This is a genomic window from Cupriavidus sp. P-10 (genome assembly GCF_003402535.2).
GTDB lineage: Bacteria > Pseudomonadota > Gammaproteobacteria > Burkholderiales > Burkholderiaceae > Cupriavidus.
On the sequence record NZ_AP025170.1, the window covers coordinates 2,224,997 to 2,244,224 of the forward strand.

The following is a 19,228-nucleotide window of genomic DNA, read 5'->3' on the forward strand; positions in this document are numbered from 1 at the left end:
CTTCAGCGCGGCAGGCGCCGCTGGCGCACCACTTCGTACAGGCAGACGCCGCTGGCCACCGAAACGTTGAGGCTCTCGACGCCGCCGGCCATCGGGATGCCGACCAGTTCGTCGCAGGTCTCGCGCGTCAGGCGGCGCATGCCCTCGCCTTCCGCTCCCATCACGATCGCCGTCGGGCCCTTGAAGTCGATGTCGTAGAGGGATTTTTCGGTGCCGTCGGCAGTGCCGATCACCCAGATGCCGCGTTCCTGCAGCTCGCGCAGCGTGCGCGCCAGGTTGGTCACGGTGATATACGGCACGGTCTCGGCTGCGCCGCTGGCCACCTTCGCCACGGTTGCATTGAGGCCGACGCTGCGGTCCTTGGGCGCGATCACCGCGTGCGCGCCGGCACCGTCGGCCACGCGCAGGCAAGCGCCCAGGTTGTGCGGGTCGGTGACGCCGTCGAGCACCAGCAGCAGCGGCGTGCCTTCGATGCCATCCAGCAGTTCGTCCAGGTTCAGCGCCAGCGCCACGTCCTCGGCGCGCGCCACCACGCCCTGGTGGCGGTCGGTGCCGGCCATGCCGCGCAGGCGCTCGGCGTCGACCGGATGCAGGCGCACGCCCAGGCTTTCAGCCAGTCGGACAAAGTCTTGCATACGCCGGTCGCGGCGGGCGGATTCGATGTAGATATCCGACACGCCCTTGGGATCTTGCCGCAGGCGCGCGGTCACGGCGTGGAAGCCGATCAGGAGTTTTTGTTTAGCCATGGGCGCGATTGTACTCGCCCGCCCGCCGTCCCCACGCATGCGGGGGGACGGCGGTTGGCCTCAACTCTCCTTAACTCGCCTTAACGCTTGCGCGGAGTGCGCTTGGCGGCCGACTTGCCGGCCGTTTTGGCGGGGTGCGACTTGGAAGCCGGCTTGCGCGGCTTCTCCAGGTGCGCCGGCTTGGGCTTGGCCGCGCGCTTGGCCGGCTTGCCGCCGGTCTTGACGTGCGGCTTGAGCGGCGTGATCACCGCTTCGAAGACCGGCTGCTCTTCGATGACGCGGTCGAGCGTCTCGTCGAACGACTCTTCCGGCTTGGACGATCCGCCCAGCAGCGCCGCCAGCTGGCGGCCCTTCTTGCGCGCCGGCACCGCGTGGGCGGCCGGGACGCGCGGCTGGGTGTCGGTGCCGGTCGCGCGCGCACGCAGCGTCCGGGCCGACGGCTCCTGCACCAGGCGGAAGTCGATCTTGCGTGCATCCAGGTCCACACGCGACACCTGCACGCGCACGCGGTCGGTCAGGCGATAGCGGATGCCGGTGCGCTCGCCGCGCAGCTCGTTGCGGGCCTCGTCGTACTGGAAGTAATCGCTGCCCAGTTCGGTCACGTGGACCAGCCCTTCGACGTACAGTTCGTCGAGCTGGACGAAGATACCAAACGACGTCACGGCGCTGACGGTGCCGGCAAAATCGCTGCCCAGCTTGTCGCGCATGAAGTAGCACTTGAGCCAGGCCTCGACATCGCGCGAAGCCTCGTCGGCACGGCGCTCGTTGGCCGAGCAATGCAGGCCAAGCTCGTCCCAGATGGCCTCGTTGCGCTTCGCGCGCGCGGCGGTCAGCTCCGCCTTCTGCTCGGCGTCCTTGGCCTGCAGCCGGCGTGCCTTGGGCGAGATCGCGGTGTTCAGCTCGGTGCCGTGGGCGAACGCGGGCTGGTACTTGGTATGCGCCAGCACCGCCTTGATCGCGCGGTGCACCAGCAGGTCGGGATAGCGGCGGATCGGGCTGGTGAAGTGCGCGTAGGCTTCGTACGCCAGGCCGAAGTGGCCAATATTGTCGGGGCTGTACACCGCCTGCTGCATCGAGCGTAGCAGCATGGTCTGCAGCATCGGCGCATCGGGGCGGGACTTGATCTTGTCCATCACCTCCGCATAGTCGGACGCCTGCGGCTTGTCGCCGCCGCCCAGCGACAGACCCGAGGTCTTCAGGAACTCGCGCAGGTTTTTCAGCTTCTCTTCGCTCGGGCCGGCGTGGATGCGGTACAGCGCCGGGTGCTTGAAGCGCTCGAGGAAGTCCGCCGCGCACACGTTGGCGGTCAGCATGCATTCCTCGATCAGCCGGTGCGCATCGTTGCGGGTGCGCGGCAGGATCTGCTCGATCTTGCCCTGCGCGTTGCAGACGATATAGGTCTCGGTGGTGTCGAAGTCGATCGCGCCGCGCTCGCGCCGCGCCTTGAGCAGGACCTGGAACAGCTCGTACAGGTTCTGCAGGTGCGGCACCAGTTCGGCGCGCTTGTGCGCCTCGGGACCCTTGGTGTTGGACAGCACCGCCCAGACCTCGTTGTAGGTCAGGCGCGCGGTCGAGTGCATCACCGCGGGATAGAACTGGTAGCCCTTGAGCTCGCCCTTGGCCGTAAGCACCGCATCGCAGACCATGCACAGCCGGTCGACGTTGGGATTGAGCGAGCACAGCCCGTTGGACAGCTTCTCCGGCAGCATCGGGATCACGCGGCGCGGGAAGTACACGGACGTGGCACGGTCCAGCGCATCGCCGTCCAGCGGCGTGCCGGGGCGCACGTAGTGCGACACGTCGGCGATCGCGACGATCAGGCGCCAGCCCTTGGCACGGCCGATCTTGACCGGCTCGCAGTAGACCGCATCGTCGAAATCGCGCGCATCTTCGCCGTCGATGGTAACCAGCGGGATGTCGCGCAGGTCGATGCGGTGGTCCAGGTCGGCCTGGCGCACCTCGTCGGGCAGCGCGGAGGCTTCGTGCGCCGCCGCGGGCGAGAAGGCATGCGGCACGCCGTACTTGCGCACCGCGATCTCGATTTCCATGCCCGGATCGTCGATATCACCGAGCACTTCCACCACGCGGCCCACCGGCTGCACATAGCGGTCGGGATACTCGATCAGCTCGACACTGACCACCTGCCCCACGCGCGCCTTGCCCTGCGCCTTGGGCGGAATCAGGATGTCCTGGCTGATGCGCTTGTCCTCGGGCGCGACCACCAGCACGCCGCCTTCACTGAGCAGCCGCCCGATCACGAAGCGGTTGGCGCGCTCGATGATCTCGACGATTTGCCCTTCGGGCCGGCCACGGCGGTCGTAGCCCACCACGCGCACTTGCGCGCGGTCGTTGTGCATGGCCTTCTGCAGCTCGCGCTCGGGCAGGAAGATATCGTCTTCGCCATCGTCGCGGATCAGGAAGCCGAAACCGTCGCGGTGGCCCTGCACGCGGCCAGTGACAAAGTTGGGCTGGTTGGCCAGTTCATAGCGGCCCTTGCGGTTCAGTTCGATCTGGCCGTCGCGTTCCATCGCCGCCAGGCGCTTCTGGAAGCCGTCATGCTCCTTGCGCGTGACCGACAGGGCCTTGGCGATATCGCCTGCCGACTGCGGAGATCCCGACGTTCTCAGCACGCCCAGGATTTCTTCCCGGCTGGGGATCGGATAGTTGTTCTGATTCAATTTTTTCTGGAAACTATTTGACAAAATTCTCGCGCTCTCTATAATGAGCGCTTCGGTTGTTTCGACACCTGCCCAGGTGGCGGAATTGGTAGACGCACTAGGTTCAGGTCCTAGCGGTGGCAACACTGTGGAGGTTCGAGTCCTCTCCTGGGCACCAGATCACCGGGAAACCCGCAGCGCTTTCGAGCCCTGCGGGTTTTTTGTTTTTGGCGCTTTGTTGGCGTACCAGATCCGGCAACTTCCACTCCTTGCTTGGCGGCAACTTGCCGCAGTGTCATACGTGAGCGTACGGGGTTTTTCCCGTCCTTGAAACCGCGCACAGTGCCATGCGCGGCAACCAAACCACATTGGTCCGGCAATGTCGAGGAGTGTAACAGCTTCAGTGGCGATTCCGGCATTCCGGCGGCCACCATATCGCGTCCCCACCCCGGCGCCATCGACGTTGACAGCGGCCATGATATGTAACTATCATGGTTTCATATTACCCACGACACCATGAGCACGAGCAGCCGGTTCGCCGTAGCGGTCCACATCCTTACCCTGCTGGCCAGTTCCGAGGAACCGGTGCCGTCGTCGATGATCGCCGGCAGCGTCGGCACCAACCCCGCCCTGATCCGTCGGCTCGTAGGCCAGCTTGCCGAAGCCGGCCTGGTCAGCACCACCATGGGCAGCACCGGCGGCGCCACGCTGGCACGTCCGGCCGCATCGATCACGCTGCTCGAAGTGTTCCGCGCGGTGGAAACCACCGCGCTGATCACGCTGCACCAGAGCGCGCCGAACCCGGCCTGCCTGGTCGGCCGCGAAATCACCGGCGCGCTGCGCAAGGTTGCCAACCGTGCCCAGGCGGCCATGGATGACACGCTGGCCGGCATCACCATTGCCGGTATGCTCGCCGATGTCAAAGGCGCCGGCGAAGGCGCCGGCCAGCGCCGCAAGCGCTGATTTTTTTACCCATATGTGTAACCAAATTGGTTTCACATTGACTCTGCCACCCAGTAAAGAAGGAGTGACCATGCATATCGCAATCATCGGCGCCACCGGGCGCGTCGGCACGCGCCTGATCGACGAAGCCCTGCGCCGCGGCCACCAGGTGACCGCCATCTCGCGCCAGGCAAGCCGGTTGCCGGAACGCGCCGGCCTGATCGCCAAAGACGTGGACGGCACGGATGGTGCCGCACTCGCGGCGGCGCTGGCAGGCAATGACGTCGTCATCAGCACGGCGCGCTTCGCGCAACTGAACGCGCAGCAGGTCACCTCGGCCGTGCGCCAGGCCGGCGTGCCTCGACTGCTGGTGGTGGGCGGTGCCGGCAGCCTGTATGTGGCACCGAATGTGCAACTGGTCGACACGCCGGCTTTCCCCGAGGCCTACAAGCCTGAAGCCCTGGCTGGCCGCGACTTCCTCAACGCATTGCGCGGTGAACAACAGATCGACTGGACCTTCCTGTCGCCGTCGGCGCTGTTCGAGCCGGGCGGGCGCACCGGGAAGTTCCGTATTGGCGAGGAAGCCCTGCTGAGCGATGGCGCGGGCAAGAGCTGGATCTCGATGGAGGACTACGCGATTGCGATGCTCGACGAGATCGAAAAGCCAACGCATTCGCGCCAGCGTTACACGGTCGGCTACTGACGCCTTCCGGTCCCGTGCCGCGCGGCGGGCGCCGCGGGCACGGATGGGACGGGGCAGCGCTCAGGCGCTCGCGTCGTCGTCGAGCAGGCTGGCCCGCTTGCCGCGCTTGAGCCAGGCGCCTAGGTTGTGCGGGCGCAGCGTGTCGTACTCTTCGAACGGCTGGTGGATCCAGGGGTTCGACGGCAGGAACGTCACATGGTAGTCAGGCTCGATCTTCGAGCAGGCCTTGTACCACAGCACCGCCGAGCGCACCTCGGTCACCGCCGGATAGCGCTCCTTCAGGTGACGGCCCACGCGTTCCAGCGTAATGCCCGAATCAACCAGGTCGTCGACCAGCAGGATCTTGCCCGACAGGTCGCCGCGCGTCATGGTGATGTATTGCGCGATGTCCAGGTCGCCCTGCTGAGTGCCGGCTGCTTCCCGATAGCTGCTGGTGGCCAGGATCGCCAGGGGCACGTCAAAGATACGCGACATCTGGTCGCCCACGCGCAGGCCACCGCGCGCCAGGCACAGGATCTTGTCAAACTTCCAGCCCGACTCGTGCACGTTCAGCGACAGGCGTGCGATCAGGCGATGGTATTCGTCCCACGAGACCCACAGGTTCTCTTCGTCGTTGGTTGGCAGGTTCATCGTTTTGCTCTTGATATCTTCGTGGCCGGTTGGCCCGGATAGCCAATAAGGCTCGGCCCGCTTGCGCGGGCCGATGGTCTGTCTGCAGGCCGCGGCGTTCGTGGCGCCGCGGCACTACGTCGTGCTGCTGGTTGCCAGGTCAGGCCTTGTACGGGTGACGCAGCAGGATGGTCTCGTCGCGGTCCGGGCCGGTCGAGATCATGTCGATCGGGATGCCGACCACTTCTTCTACGCGCTTCAGGTAGACGCGGGCCGCCTCGGGCAGCGCGTCCCACGACTTCACGCCGAAGGTCGACTCGTTCCAGCCCGGGAATTCCTCGTAGACCGGCTCGCAACGCGCCACGGCGTCGGAGCCGCGCGGCAGGATATCGACCGTCGAGCCGTCGAGCGTGTAGCCGACGCACAGCTTGATGCTGTCCAGGCCATCCAGCACGTCCAGCTTGGTCAGGCACAGGCCCGACACGCCGTTGATCTGCACCGAGCGCTTGAGCGCGGCGGCATCCAGCCAGCCGGTGCGGCGCGGACGGCCAGTGACCGAACCGAATTCCTTGCCGACATTGGCCAGGCGCACACCGACCTGATCCTGGCGCTGCGGGTTGTCGTTGTCGTACAGCTCGCTCGGGAACGGGCCCGAGCCCACGCGCGTGCAGTAGGCCTTGGTGATGCCCAGGATGTAGTTCAGGCGGCCCGGACCCACGCCGGCGCCCGCGGCGGCCGCACCGGCCACGCAGTTGCTCGAGGTCACGTACGGATAGGTGCCGTGGTCCACGTCGAGCAGCGTGCCTTGCGCGCCTTCGAACATCAGGTTGCCGCCGGCGGCGTTGACCGCGTACAGCTCGGCCGAGACGTCGGCCACCATCGGGGCCAGGCGCGGCGCGAAGGCCAGCGCATCGTCCAGCGTCTGCTGGAAGTCCACGGCTTCAGCGCCCAGGTACTGGGTCAGCATGAAGTTGTGGTAGTCAAGGTTCTCGCGCAGGCGCTCGGCGAACTGCTCGGGGTCGAACAGGTCCTGCACGCGCAGCGCGCGGCGGGCAACCTTGTCTTCATAGGCCGGGCCGATGCCGCGGCCGGTGGTGCCGATCTTGGCCGCGCCGCGACGGGCTTCGCGTGCCTTGTCGATGGCCACGTGGTACGGCAGGATCAGCGTTGCCGCTTCGGAGATGCGCAGGCGGCTCTGCACCTGCAGGCCGGCAGCTTCGAGTTCTTCGATTTCACGGAACAGCGCCTCGGGCGACAGCACCACACCATTGCCGATGTAGCAGATCGTGCCTTCGCGCATGATGCCCGACGGGATCAGGCGGAGAATGGTCTTCTTGCCGCCGATGATCAGGGTGTGGCCAGCGTTGTGGCCGCCCTGGAACCGCACCACGCCCTTTGCATGGTCGGTAAGCCAATCGACGATTTTTCCTTTGCCTTCGTCACCCCATTGGGTGCCGATCACGACGACATTGCGTCCCTGGCCTACTGCGGATGCGGACATATTGCTTTGGTCAATAGGTTAAAAACGTATTCTACTCTTGTTGCAGGGCGATTCCCGATTTTTGGCCGGGATTGCTCGCCCGGCGTCAGCGCGGCACCACGGCCCAACCGGAATCCTGGCGCACCAACTGGCGATCGCAGTTGAATTCATCGAGCTCGTGGGTATGGCCCGGCAGCGACTGGATCACGATCTCGCCGGCGGCGCGGAGCGCCGAAATGGCGGCGCGCAGTGCCGGATCCGCGTCCCAGGGCGCGAAAATCGCCTGGGCGCGCACTTCTACCGGTGACAGCGACGCCACTTCGCGCAGGTCGAGCGAAAAACCCGTCGCCGGCCGGGCGCGGCCGAAGGCTTCGCCCACCTTGTCATATCGCCCCCCACGGGCCACGTAGTTGGGCAAGCCCGCCACGTACGCCGCGAACATCACGCCGCTGTGATAGTGATAACCGCGCAGGTCCGACAGGTCGATATTGACGCTGGCACCGCGCACCTGCACCGCCAGCGCGGCCAGTTCGTCCAGCGCGCGGCCGATCGCGGGGCTTGCCGGCAGCGTGGCGCGGGCGCGGTCCAGCACTTCCACCCCGCCGTACAGCGTCGGCAGCGCCAGCAGCGCATCGCGTTCCGTTTGCGGCATGCCCACGGTCAGCTCGCGCAGCGCGGGCACGTCCTTGGTTTCGAGCGCGGCGAAGAGCGCATCCTCGATCTTGCGGATCGACGGCAGCCCGGCCAGCAGCGCTTCCAGGATGCCGGCGTGGCACAGATCGATGCGGATCTCCGACAGCCCTGCCGCCTGCAGCGCCGCCAGCATCAGCTCCTGGATCTCGACGTCGGCTTCAAGGCCGGCGTGGCCGTAGATCTCGGCGCCGATCTGGATCGGCTCGCGCGTGGCATGGAAGCCCGCCGGGCGCGCGTGCAGCACGTTGCCGGCATAGCACAGGCGGGTCACGCCCGGGCGGTTCAGCAGGTGGGCGTCGATGCGCGCGACCTGTGGCGTGATATCGGCGCGCAGGCCCATGGTGCGGCCCGACAGCTGGTCCACCAGCTTGAGCGTGCGCAGGTCCAGGTCATGGCCGGTTCCGGTCAGCAGCGACTCCAGGTACTCCAGCATCGGCGGCATCACCATCTCGTAGCCGTAGGTGCGGAACAGGTCCAGCATGCGGCGGCGCAGTTCTTCAATCTTGCGCGCTTCCGACGGCAGCACGTCGGCAATGTTTTCTGGCAGCAGCCAATGGTTGGACATGGTGAATCTCTTCTCGGTCATTCGGTTACCCCGCGGGCTCGGCGCCCGCGGTGCCGGGCCACGCCCGGGCACATTGTTGCCGCAGTCTTGCCTCGCTGCGCGCCCGGTCCATCACTCGGCAATGATGGCTCCAGCCGGACAAAACCCCGGCAAGCCGGGGTTTCGTCAATTCGCCACACGGACAAGCGACGTTGCTAGCGCTTGCCTCCGGACCCGCCCGCGGCAGCCGCCGCGGCGCCGCCGCTGGAGCGCATATAGCGGAAGAACTCAGAGTTGGGCTCGAGCACCAGCACATCGCGCTTGTCGCGGAAGGTATTGCGATACGCCTCCATGCTGCGCCAGAACTGCGCGAACTGCGGATCACGGCCAAAGGCATCGGCATAGATCTGCGATGCCTTGGCATCGCCATCGCCCTTGATCTTCTGGGCATCGCGATAGGCTTCAGCCAGCACCACTTCGCGCTGGCGGTCGGCGTCGGCGCGGATCTTCTCGCCTTCGGCCGCGCCGGTGGAACGCAGCTCGTTGGCCACGCGCTTGCGCTCGGCTTCCATGCGTCGATACACCGATTCGCTGATCGCGGGCAGCAGGTCGACACGCTTGAGGCGGACGTCCAAGATCTCGACGCCCACCGACTTGGCGTATTCAACCATGCCGTTACGGATGGCCTGCATCACCTGTTCGCGCTCGCCCGCGACCACATCGGCCACGGTACGCCTGCCGAACTCCTCGCGCGCCACGGCGTCGATGCGCTGGGTCATGCGGTCCTGCGCGCCGCGCAGGTTGCCGCCGAAGGCGACAAAGAACTTGCGCGGATCGGTGATGCGCCATTTGACGAACCAGTCCACCACCATGCTTTTCTTCTCGGCGGTCAGGAAGCGCTCGTTGGCGGCCACGTCGATGGTCTGCAGTCGACGGTCCATGAACACTACGTTCTGGAACGGCGGCGGCAACTTGAAATGCAGGCCGGGCTCGCGCACCACCTGCTTGATCTCGCCGAAGGCGAACACCACGGCGTACTGGCGCTGGTCAACCACGAACAGCATGGAGGACAGCACCGCCAGCAGGATGAAAAAGCCGATCGCGAAGGAAATCAGTCGGTTCATGACGGGTCTCCTCAGCGCGAGTCGCGGTCACGGTTGCGCAGCGATTCGCGCGACCGGGTATCCGGCGAAGTCTCTGGAGCCGGTGCCGGCGTACCGGCGCCCGGCTGCCCCGGCGCGGCGGCACGGCCGTCGCCCTGGCCCTGCGCCATCAGCTTGTCCAGCGGCAGGTAGAGGAGATTGTTGCCCTGGCGCGCATCCACCAGCACCTTGGTCGAATTGCTGTAGATCTGCTGCATGGTCTCAAGATAAATCCGGTCGCGCGTCACCTGCGGCGCCTTGGCGTATTCGGTCTGCACCGAGCGGAAGCGCGAGGCATCGCCCTCGGCCTGCGCCACCACGCGGGAGCGATAGGCTTCGGATTCTTCCTTCAGGCGCGCGGCGGTACCCTTGGCGCGCGGAATGATGTCATTGGCATAGGCCTGGCCTTCGCTGATCGCGCGCTCGCGGTCCTGGCTGGCCTTGTTGACGTCGTCGAACGCGGCCTGCACCTGCTCGGGCGGCTGCACGCTCTGCACGTTCACGGAAAGCACGCGAATGCCGGTCTTGTAAGCCGTCAGGATCGCCTGAATCGACTTGGCCAGGCCTTGCGCGATCTGTTCGCGGTTCTCGTACAGCACCGAGTCCATCTTGTTGCGGCCGACGATCTCGCGCACCGAGGTCTCCGCCGCCTGGGTCACCAGTTCTTCGTCGCCGCCGCGGTCGGTCTTGTTGAAGAACAGGAACTCGGTGGCGTCCTGGATGACGTACTGGACGGTGAAGCGGACGTCGATGATGTTCTCATCCTGCGTCAGCATCGACGAGTCCTTCAGGTTGCTGTCCTTGATCGACGTGGAGCGGCCCACCTCGACCGAACGCACCGCCGACAGGTTGACGATCTCCGCCGACTGCACCGGCCAGGGCATGCGCCAGTTGATGCCGGGACCGGTCGAATACTTGAACTTGCCGAACTGCAGGATCACCGCGGTCTGGCCTTCCTGCACCATGAAGAAGCCGCTGGCCAGCCAGATGCCGACCACCGCGGCCACGATCACGCCGACGCCCACGCCTGAGCCCTTGCCCGGCGTGCGCGGGCCGCCGAAGCCCTGGTTGCCGCCACCGCCATTTTCCTTGCGGCCCAGCAGGCCGTTCAGACGGCGGTTGAAGTCGCGCCACAACTCATCCAGGTCCGGCGGACCGCCATCCTGCTGCGGCCGCTGGTTTTGCTGGCGGTTGTCGTCGCGGCCGTCCTTCTTGTCGTCGTCGTCACCGTTGCGACCCCAGCGCGGATCGTTCAGCGAGAAGATGGCGCGCAGGCGCTGCCAGCCCGCGCGTGGCGCGGAGCGGCTGCCTGGTGTCAGGCTCGAATCAGCATTCCGGGGAAACTGGGGCATGAAGTGCACGGGTCCGGGGAAGTTTGTAACAGGGGGATTCTAGCAGTCATCTGCGCCACATTTGCCCAAATCGCCACCAATCCATGGAAAGGCCCTCTGAACCGGGCGGCAGAAGCACCGCCACGGGACCGAAGTCGCGCTGAACTGCCGCGCCACCGCGGCTCAGGACCTGCGTCCGGCCACCGCCTGGGCACCTTCGGCGCCGTCGCCGTCCGAGTCGTCGCTGTCGCTGCCGTCGTCATAAAGGTGGGCCTCGCCCAGCCGCGGATCGTATGGCGCGGGCTCCGGCGGACGGCCGGCCAGCCACTGGGCTACCTCGACCACCGATTCGCGCAGCGCATCCGTGCCGATACCTTCGCGGGCGCTCAGGAACACCCGCGTGGGAATGCCGTCTTCATCGCGCTCGATGCGCGGGCCCTGCTCCAGCAGTTCGGGCGCCGCATCGATCTTGTTCATCACCACGATCTGCGGAATGTCGGAAGCATCGATTTCGGCCAGCACGCGGTTGACCTGTTCGATCTGCTCATGGCGCACCGGGCTGGAAGCGTCGACCACATGGAGCAGCAGGTCGGCGTGAACCGTTTCCTCGAGCGTGGCACGGAACGCCGCCACCAGCTGCGTGGGCAGGTCACGGATGAATCCGACCGTGTCGGACAGCACCACGTTGCCCAGCCCGTCCAGGAACAGCCGGCGCGAGGTGGTATCGAGCGTGGCGAAGAGCTGGTCGGCCGCATAGGCGCGCGCCTTGGTCAGCGCGTTGAACAGCGTCGACTTGCCCGCGTTGGTATAGCCCACCAGCGAAATACTGAGCGTATCGTTGCGCGCGCGCGCGCGCCGCTGCGTGCTGTGCTGGCGCTGCAGCCGCGACAGGTCTGACTTGAGCCGCTTGGCGCGGTCGTCCAGCATCCGCCGGTCCAGTTCGAGCTGGCGCTCGCCGGGGCCGCCGCGCATGCCGATACCGCCCTTCTGCCGCTCCAGGTGGCTCCACGCGCGGACCAGCCGCGAAGCGCGGTACTGCACCTGCGCCAGCTCGACCTGCACCTTGCCGACGTGGCTCTGCGCACGCTGCCCGAAGATGTCCAGGATAAGACCGGTACGGTCGATCACGTGGCGGTTCAGGAAGCGCTCGAGGTTACGCTGCTGCGCCGGGCTGAGTGCGTGGTTGAACACGACCACGTCGGCATCGAGCGCGTCGGCGGCTTCCTTCAGCTCCTCGGCCTTGCCCGAGCCGATGAACAGCGCCGGGTCCGGCCGCGAGCGACGGCCCGTCAGCGTATGCACTGGCAGCGAGCCGGCGGTGGAAGTCAGCAAGGCCAGCTCGCTGAGGCTTTCCTGGAAGTCATGCTTGCCGAAATCGACGCCGACGAGGATGGCGCGCGACGGGGCTGTATTGGAAGTAGCTCTGGGATCCAAGGGATGGCGCGAATGCGCTGGGAATTTGGAAAAGCGGAATGCTTTCCGATGGTTTCAGGGGGATGGCCGACGGAAGTCACGCCCTGCCCTGTCCCCAGCCGGGACGGCTACCCGCACCGGGCGGGAGGCCACGGCGGCGGGATGCGTCGCCGGTCCGGCAGGCACCGGCCGCGCTCGCGCGCCGGTACCGGGCATCGGTGCAGCCCCACGGGGCGCAGGACCGATGCCTTGGGTCAGCGGCCGCAGGTTGGTGCGGCCGCGAGGCAGATCAGTTCTCGGAGGATTCATCCACGCGGAAATTGACCGCGCGCGCCGGAACGACGGTGGAAATCGCATGCTTGTAGACCATCTGCGTCACGGTGTTACGCAGCAGCACGACATACTGGTCGAACGATTCGATATTGCCTTGCAGCTTGATGCCATTGACGAGGTAGATGGACACCGGCACGTGCTCTTTGCGCAGCGCGTTCAGGAACGGGTCTTGTAGCAGTTGCCCTTTGTTGCTCATGGCACACTCCAAATTTATAGGTTTAGTGGTGAATGATGGGGATGGAAATCCCCGGTTCAAGTCAGTCAGCGCAAAAACGCGCCAGAAAAAAGATCAAAAAACGGTACCAAGTCGGCGTCAATGCACAGGGAACCCCCTGCTACCGTGAATTTAGCCGCAGTTCCAAACGAACGCAAACGAAAACTGGCCCCGCCAAGGATCCGATTCCGGACTCAATCCTTCGAGTCCGCGTACGGATTTTTGTTCGTACGAAATTCGATGCGCAGGGGCGTGCCCTTGAGCTTGAAGGCCGCACGGAAACGGTTTTCCAGGTAGCGCCGGTAGGTCTCCGCAACTCCCGACAGCGCATTGCCATGGACCACGATGATCGGCGGGTTCGAGCCACCCTGGTGCGCATAGCGCAGCTTGGGACGCGACGCGCCGACCCGCTTGGGCTGCTGGAATTCGACAGCTTCCTGCAGCACGCGCGTCAGTTGCGGCGTCGGCAGCTTGACCATGGCAGCGGCATAAGCGTCGTCGACGGAACGCATCAGCGCGCCGATGCCCGTGCGCTCGCGCGCCGACACAAAGTGGCAATTCGCAAAACTCAGGAATTGCAGCTTGCGCTCGAGGTCATGCTTGATGCGGTCGCGGGCATGGCCGTCCAGCCCGTCCCATTTATTGACTCCGACCACCAGCGCGCGTCCCGATTCAACGATAAAGCCCGCAATGTGCGCGTCCTGCTCGGAAATGTCCTGCTGCGCATCCAGCAGCAGGATCACGACGTTGGCATCGGCGATCGATTGCAGCGTCTTGACCACTGAAAATTTTTCAATCGCCTCGAACACCTTGCCACGCCGGCGCAGTCCGGCCGTGTCGATCAGCGTATAGGGCTTGCCGCCACGTTCGAATTCCACGTAGATGGCGTCACGGGTCGTGCCCGGCATGTCGAACGCGATCACGCGCTCTTCACCGATCAGCGTGTTGACCAGCGTGGACTTCCCCACATTGGGGCGCCCCACGATGGCGATCTTGACGCCCTTGCCGTCGGCAGGCTCTTCCGCGGCCAGCTCCGGGCGCTCCTGCACTGCCAGCTCGATCGCTTCGTCGACCAGTTCGCGCACACCATCGCCGTGGGCAGCGGAGATCGCGTACGGATCCCCCATGCCGAGCTCGTAGAAATCCGCGGCGACCGACGTGTACTTCATGCCCTCGGCCTTGTTGACCGCCAGCATGATGCGCCGGCCGGTCTTGCGGAGGTAGTCGGCAATGGCGCGGTCCTGCGGCGCCAGGCCCAGGCGGCCGTCGACGATGAAGATCACCACGTCGGCCTCGACCACGGCCTGCTTGGTCTGCTTGGCCATCTCGGCGACGATGCCTTCCTTGACCACGGGCTCGAAGCCGCCGGTATCGATGGCAATGAACGGACGCTCGCCGACGCGCCCCTCGCCATAGTGACGGTCGCGCGTCAGGCCCGGCAGGTCGGCGACAAGGGCGTCGCGCGAACGGGTCATGCGGTTGAATAGCGTCGACTTCCCCACATTGGGGCGGCCGACAAGTGCGATAACTGGTTTCATGCAATAAACGGAAACGGGGGCCGGCACCTGCCGCCCCCCGGTTACTCCGGAGTCAATGGATCCGACGGCACGCGCGCCCGGTGGGCGCGCGTGCCGCTTGTCCTGTCGGGGGCGCGGCGCTGGTCAGCGACCCGCTGCGCAATTTGCCGCACGACCAGGGATCATGCTACCGGATTAGGCGCGCACCGTACCGACAGGTGTACGGCAGCGCGCACTGCTTGCTGGTCAGCCCGGCTGGAACCCGAAGACGTCGCCGTCACGGGTCTGAATCACCAGCGTCTGCCCCGCCACCACCGGCGCGGCGGTGATGGCGCTGCCATCGGTTTTCATACGGGCGACAACCTGGCCGTCCTCGCGCGACAGGAAGTGGACATAGCCTTCGAAGTCGCCCATCACCACCGAGCGACCCAGTGCCAGCGGCGCACCCAGGCGGCGGTTGCGCATCTGGTCGTTCTTCCAGCGCTCGTTGCCGTTCTGGCGGTCGAAGGCATGCACGACCGACTGCTCGTCGCTGGCATAGATCGCATTGTCATCCTGCGCGGGACCGCTCGGCGACGAGAAATCCTTGCCCCACTGTGGCTGGCCGGTGGCCAGTTCCAGGCAGGCCACGCGCCCCTGGAAGGTCGTGGCGCAAACCTGGCGGCCGCTGATCATCGGCTGGCCGGTGACATCGTTCAGCCGTTCGATCTCGGACACGCCCTTGGGATAGGACACCGTGCTTTCCCAGCGCAACACGCCGTTGCCCGGCGTCAGCACGCCCAGCTTGCCGCCTGGGAAGCCCATCACGATACCGTCGCCGGCAAACACCATGCCCATCGAAGCACGCAGGTTCAGCGGCGTCTGCGAGCGCTGGTAGATCCACCGGCGCTCGCCGGTCTCGGCATCGAGGCCGAACACGCGCGTGTCGGTGGTGCGCACCACCACCAGGCCGTTGCCGACCAGCGGCGCGGACAGCACCTCGCCGTTGACCTGCTTCTTCCAGATCTGCTTGCCGCTGGCGTCAAAGGCGTAGATCGCACCCTTCTCGCCAGCGACCGCGGTCACCGAGCCATCGCTGCCCGGCCCCGAGGTCAGGTCCAGGTCCGTCTTGGCCTTCCACAGCACGCGCCCGGAGGCACCTTCCAGCGCCATCACGTTGCCGTTATTGGACGACACGTAGACATTGTTGCCCGCCGCGGCAGGCTGCATCGAATACGGGCCGCTCTTGCCCACATCGGCCTTCCACGCCTGGCGCACCGTCAGCGTGGCCGAAACCGGCTTGAGTTCGGCGGGCGGGTGCTTGTTTTCCTTGCTGAACAGCGAGCAGCCGCCCAGCGCGGCCAGGCAGGCAGCCGCCACCAGCGCACGGGTCATGGTACGGGCGGGCTGGCGATGTACGGCACGGGAAAGCACTGACGTCATAAGGTTACGATCCTGGTTTTGCGTGATGCCACAAAGCGCGTGCGGCCGCATCAGGCCGCGCCCAGCGCATCGAGCTTGAACTGGATGATCTGGCGCGTGGCCGGCTCGGCCTCGCCCAGCTTGTCCAGCGCCTTGCGATAGGCAGCGCGCGCGTCGTCGCGCTTGTCCTGCGCTGCGAGCAGGTCGCCGCGACGGTCGGCATACAGCGACGCGAACGCTGCCGGCGGTTCGTCCTTCAGCAGCGCAAGGCCTTTGTCATAGGCCTTTTCGTCGAGCAGCACGCCGGCCAGGCGCACCCGTGCCAGATGTGCGTATTCTTCGTCGCCGTGGTCGATGGCCCACTGCAACTGGGTCTTGGCGGCGGCCAGGTCACCCGCGTCATACAGCACGCGGCCGGCGACCAGCGCACTCATCTGGCCATAGGCGGTACGCCCGAACTTGTCTTCCAGGTCGGTCGCGGCGCGCTTGATGCGTTCGACATCGCGCGCCTCGGCGGCCTTGAGCACCTGCTCGTACAGCACCGCGGCCTCGCCGGCCTGCTTGCGCTCCCAGTACTTCCAGCCGTTCCAGCCGGCAAATGCCAACAGCGCGATGATAAGTACCCAGGTCAGCGCATTGCCATACTGGCGCCACCAGGCCTTCAGATTCTCAAGCTGTTCCTGTTCTTCTAGATCGTAAGCCATGTCGAGGCAATCACCTGCGTTGGTTGGATACGGGCGTCTTGGATGACGGTGTGGTCAGTGCGCGCTTATTCGCTGGCGCCGACCATGGCGTCGATCAGGTAGTCGACCAGGCCGTCGGCCTGCACGGTGGCTTGTTGCCCACCGCCTTCGGCCTGATCGCGCTGGCGAAGTTCCTTGACCTGGACCACGCCAGCGGCCACTTCGTCGTCGCCAATGATAACGGCATAGGCCGCGCCGCTTGAATCGGCACGCTTCATCTGCGACTTGAAGCTGCCGCCCTTGCCATCGGCGCTGGCATGCAGCACCACGTCGAGGCCGGCGTCGCGCAGCCGCTCGGCCGCGATCATGGCCTGCTGCGCGGCGGCTTCGCCCTGGTGCACGAGGTAGATATCGCAACCGACGGCGTCGGGCACAACGCCCTCTTCGCGAATCAGCTCGATGATGCGCTCGACGCCCATGGCCCAGCCGCAAGCGGGTGCCGGCTTGCCGCCCATCTGCGCGATCAGCGGGTCATAGCGGCCGCCCCCGGCGATGGTGCCCTGCGCGCCGAGCTTGTCGGTGATCCACTCGAATACCGTCAGGTTGTAGTAGTCCAGCCCGCGCACCAGGCGCGGATTGATCTTGAACGGAATGTTGTTGGCCTTGAGGAGGCGCTGCACGCCCTCGAAGTGCGCCAGCGACTCTTCGCCCAGGAAGTCGATCAGCTTGGGTGCGTTGGCGGCCATTTCCTGCAGCGCCGGATTCTTGGTATCCAGCACGCGCAGCGGGTTGGTGTACAGGCGGCGCTTGCTGTCCTCGTCCAGGATGTCCTGGAAGCCTTCCAGGTACTTGATCAGCTCCTCGCGGTGGGCGGCACGCTCATCGGCCTGCCCCAGCGAATTGATTTCCAGGCGCACGCCGACCAGGCCCAGGTCGTCCCACAGGCGCTGGCACATCAGGATGATCTCGGCGTCGACGTCCGGACCGGCGAAGCCCAGTGCCTCGGCGCCCAGCTGGTGGAACTGGCGATAGCGGCCGCGCTGCGGACGCTCATGGCGGAACATCGGGCCGGTGTACCACAGGCGCTTGGGGCCGTCGTACAGCAGGTTGTGTTCGATGGTCGCGCGCACGGCGGCGGCGGTGCCTTCGGGACGCAGCGTCAGTTGCTCGCCGTTGAGCGCATCGGTGAAGGAATACATCTCCTTCTCGACGATGTCGGTCACCTCGCCGATGCCGCGCACGAACAACTGCGTGTGCTCGACGATCGGCGTACGCAACTGCTGGTAGCCGTAGGCGCGCAGCATGGCGCGTGCGGCATTCTCGAAATGCTCCCACAGCGGCGCGTCGGCCGGCAGCATGTCGTTCATGCCCTTCACGCCCTGCAGGGCCTTGGCGGGCTTCACCTTCTGCACGGCCTTCGGTTCAGCCTTCGGTTCGGTATTGGCAGCGCCGGCGGCGGCTGCGTTATCGGATTGCGTCATTCTGTTCTTGTCAGCTTCTCGGGCCTGGCCGGTGCGGCTCAGGCTGCCACTTCTTTATCGGCCCGTGCAGCGCCCGGGCCGTAATGCGTGCGAACGTACTCGTCGACGATCGCCTGGAATTCCTCGGCAATACGCTCGCCACGCAGCGTCTTCACCTTGACGCCATCGACGAACACCGGCGCCGCGGGCGACTCGCCCGAGCCCGGCAGCGAAATGCCGATATTGGCGTGCTTGCTCTCGCCCGGGCCGTTGACGATGCAGCCCATCACGGCCACATCCATCTCCTCGACGCCCGGATAGGCGGTTTTCCAATGCGGCATCTGCTCGCGCAGGTACGTCTGGATGCTTGCCGCAAGCTCCTGGAACACCGTGCTGGTGGTACGGCCACATCCCGGGCATGCAATCACCATCGGGGTGAAGTTGCGCAGGCCCATGGTCTGCAGGATTTCCTGCCCCACATAAACTTCCTTCTCGCGCGGGGCGCCGGGCTCCGGCGTCAGCGAGATGCGGACGGTATCGCCGATGCCTTCCTGCAGCAGCACCGACAGCGCCGCGGTGGAAGCGACGATGCCCTTGCTGCCCATGCCCGCCTCGGTCAGGCCCAGATGCAGCGCGTACTCGCAGCGGCGCGCCAGGTCGCGGTAGACCGCGATCAGCTCCTGCACCTGTGACACCTTGCACGACAGGATGATCTGGTTGCCCGGCAGGCCGATTTCCTCGGCCTTCTTCGCGGACTCGATCGCCGACGTGATCAGCGCCTCGATCATCACGCTCTGCGCCGGCCACGGCTCGGCACGCGAGGCGTTCTCGTCCATGATGCGCGCCAGCAGGTCCTGGTCGAGGCTGCCCCAGTTCACGCCGATGCGCACCGGCTTGTTGTAACGGCACGCCATCTCGATCATCTGCGCGAACTGCGTATCGCGCTTGGCGCCCTGCCCCACGTTGCCCGGGTTGATGCGGTACTTCGACAGCGCCTCGGCGCAGGCCGGATAGTCCTGCAGCAACTTGTGGCCGTTGTAGTGGAAATCGCCCACCAGCGGCACATCGACGCCCATGCGGTCGAGCTGTTCGCGGATCGACGGCACCGCGGCGGCCGCCTCGGGGGTATTCACCGTGATGCGCACGATCTCCGAACCCGCGCGCGCCAGTTCCTTGACCTGGATCGCCGTGCCGATGGCATCGACCGTGTCCGTGTTGGTCATCGACTGCACGCGCACCGGAGCGTCGCCGCCGATGGTCACCACGTTGTCGCCCCACACGACGCGCGCCTGGCGCGTCTGGCGGCGCGGCAGCGAGCCGGGCAGGACCGGGAGACAGAGCTGTTGGTTCATAGCATTAC

General features: G+C 65.9%; 16 protein-coding genes and 1 tRNA gene. 3 read left to right on the forward strand and 14 right to left on the reverse strand.

The window, feature by feature from the left end; translation table 11 throughout:
• Window positions 1-2: 2 nt before the first annotated feature.
• Both rlmB and rnr read right to left on the reverse strand, forming a co-directional pair.
• Entirely contained in the window at window positions 3-746 is a 744-nt protein-coding gene (gene rlmB / locus CTP10_RS10230; protein WP_116320402.1) for a 23S rRNA (guanosine(2251)-2'-O)-methyltransferase RlmB, read from the reverse strand.
• An 80-nt stretch (window positions 747-826) separates the two neighbouring features.
• On the reverse strand, window positions 827-3,424 hold the full coding sequence (gene rnr / locus CTP10_RS10235; RefSeq protein WP_116320401.1) for a ribonuclease R: 2,598 nt from the start codon (window positions 3,422-3,424) through the stop codon (window positions 827-829).
• 70 nt (window positions 3,425-3,494) lie between these two features.
• Here rnr and CTP10_RS10240 point away from each other — a divergent pair.
• The 3 genes from CTP10_RS10240 to CTP10_RS10250 all read left to right on the forward strand — a co-directional run bounded on the left by CTP10_RS10240 (window position 3,495) and on the right by CTP10_RS10250 (window position 5,048).
• Window positions 3,495-3,581, forward strand: a tRNA-Leu gene (locus CTP10_RS10240).
• A 338-nt stretch (window positions 3,582-3,919) separates the two neighbouring features.
• Window positions 3,920-4,366, forward strand: a complete 447-nt coding sequence (locus CTP10_RS10245; RefSeq protein WP_116320400.1) for an Rrf2 family transcriptional regulator — start codon at window positions 3,920-3,922, stop codon at window positions 4,364-4,366.
• A 70-nt stretch (window positions 4,367-4,436) separates the two neighbouring features.
• The gene (locus tag CTP10_RS10250) at window positions 4,437-5,048 is read left to right on the forward strand and encodes an NAD(P)-dependent oxidoreductase (protein WP_116320399.1); all 612 of its coding nucleotides are present in this window, start codon (window positions 4,437-4,439) and stop codon (window positions 5,046-5,048) included.
• 60 nt (window positions 5,049-5,108) lie between these two features.
• Here the strand turns inward: CTP10_RS10250 and CTP10_RS10255 are convergent, their stop codons facing one another.
• From CTP10_RS10255 to ispG, 12 genes are all read right to left on the reverse strand, one after another.
• Window positions 5,109-5,678, reverse strand: a complete 570-nt coding sequence (locus tag CTP10_RS10255) for a phosphoribosyltransferase (RefSeq protein ID WP_116320398.1) — start codon at window positions 5,676-5,678, stop codon at window positions 5,109-5,111.
• A 139-nt stretch (window positions 5,679-5,817) separates the two neighbouring features.
• Window positions 5,818-7,158 (reverse strand): adenylosuccinate synthase, encoded by a 1,341-nt coding sequence (locus CTP10_RS10260; RefSeq protein ID WP_116320397.1) that lies wholly within the window; start codon window positions 7,156-7,158, stop codon window positions 5,818-5,820.
• Between the two features lie 85 nt (window positions 7,159-7,243).
• Window positions 7,244-8,395 carry an ATP phosphoribosyltransferase regulatory subunit gene (locus CTP10_RS10265; protein WP_116320545.1) on the reverse strand — a complete coding sequence of 384 codons (1,152 nt, stop codon included), beginning with the start codon at window positions 8,393-8,395 and terminating at the stop codon, window positions 7,244-7,246.
• Between the two features lie 194 nt (window positions 8,396-8,589).
• The gene (gene hflC, locus CTP10_RS10270; protein WP_116320396.1) at window positions 8,590-9,498 is read right to left on the reverse strand and encodes a protease modulator HflC; all 909 of its coding nucleotides are present in this window, start codon (window positions 9,496-9,498) and stop codon (window positions 8,590-8,592) included.
• A gap of 11 nt (window positions 9,499-9,509) precedes the next feature.
• Window positions 9,510-10,868: an FtsH protease activity modulator HflK gene (gene hflK / locus CTP10_RS10275; protein ID WP_116320395.1), complete on the reverse strand. Its 1,359-nt coding sequence runs from the start codon at window positions 10,866-10,868 to the stop codon at window positions 9,510-9,512.
• 162 nt (window positions 10,869-11,030) lie between these two features.
• Window positions 11,031-12,281, reverse strand: a complete 1,251-nt coding sequence (gene hflX / locus CTP10_RS10280; RefSeq protein WP_116320394.1) for a GTPase HflX — start codon at window positions 12,279-12,281, stop codon at window positions 11,031-11,033.
• Between the two features lie 268 nt (window positions 12,282-12,549).
• On the reverse strand, window positions 12,550-12,789 hold the full coding sequence (gene hfq / locus CTP10_RS10285; RefSeq protein WP_116320393.1) for an RNA chaperone Hfq: 240 nt from the start codon (window positions 12,787-12,789) through the stop codon (window positions 12,550-12,552).
• A gap of 212 nt (window positions 12,790-13,001) precedes the next feature.
• Complete coding sequence (gene der, locus CTP10_RS10290) at window positions 13,002-14,345, reverse strand: ribosome biogenesis GTPase Der (protein WP_116320392.1); 1,344 nt, start codon at window positions 14,343-14,345, stop codon at window positions 13,002-13,004.
• A 225-nt stretch (window positions 14,346-14,570) separates the two neighbouring features.
• On the reverse strand, window positions 14,571-15,746 hold the full coding sequence (bamB, locus tag CTP10_RS10295; protein WP_116320391.1) for an outer membrane protein assembly factor BamB: 1,176 nt from the start codon (window positions 15,744-15,746) through the stop codon (window positions 14,571-14,573).
• Between the two features lie 50 nt (window positions 15,747-15,796).
• Window positions 15,797-16,429: a YfgM family protein gene (locus CTP10_RS10300; RefSeq protein ID WP_116320390.1), complete on the reverse strand. Its 633-nt coding sequence runs from the start codon at window positions 16,427-16,429 to the stop codon at window positions 15,797-15,799.
• 65 nt (window positions 16,430-16,494) lie between these two features.
• Window positions 16,495-17,889: a histidine--tRNA ligase gene (hisS, locus tag CTP10_RS10305; RefSeq protein WP_116320389.1), complete on the reverse strand. Its 1,395-nt coding sequence runs from the start codon at window positions 17,887-17,889 to the stop codon at window positions 16,495-16,497.
• Between the two features lie 38 nt (window positions 17,890-17,927).
• On the reverse strand, window positions 17,928-19,220 hold the full coding sequence (gene ispG / locus CTP10_RS10310) for a flavodoxin-dependent (E)-4-hydroxy-3-methylbut-2-enyl-diphosphate synthase (RefSeq protein ID WP_116320388.1): 1,293 nt from the start codon (window positions 19,218-19,220) through the stop codon (window positions 17,928-17,930).
• Between the last annotated feature and the right edge of the window lie 8 nt (window positions 19,221-19,228).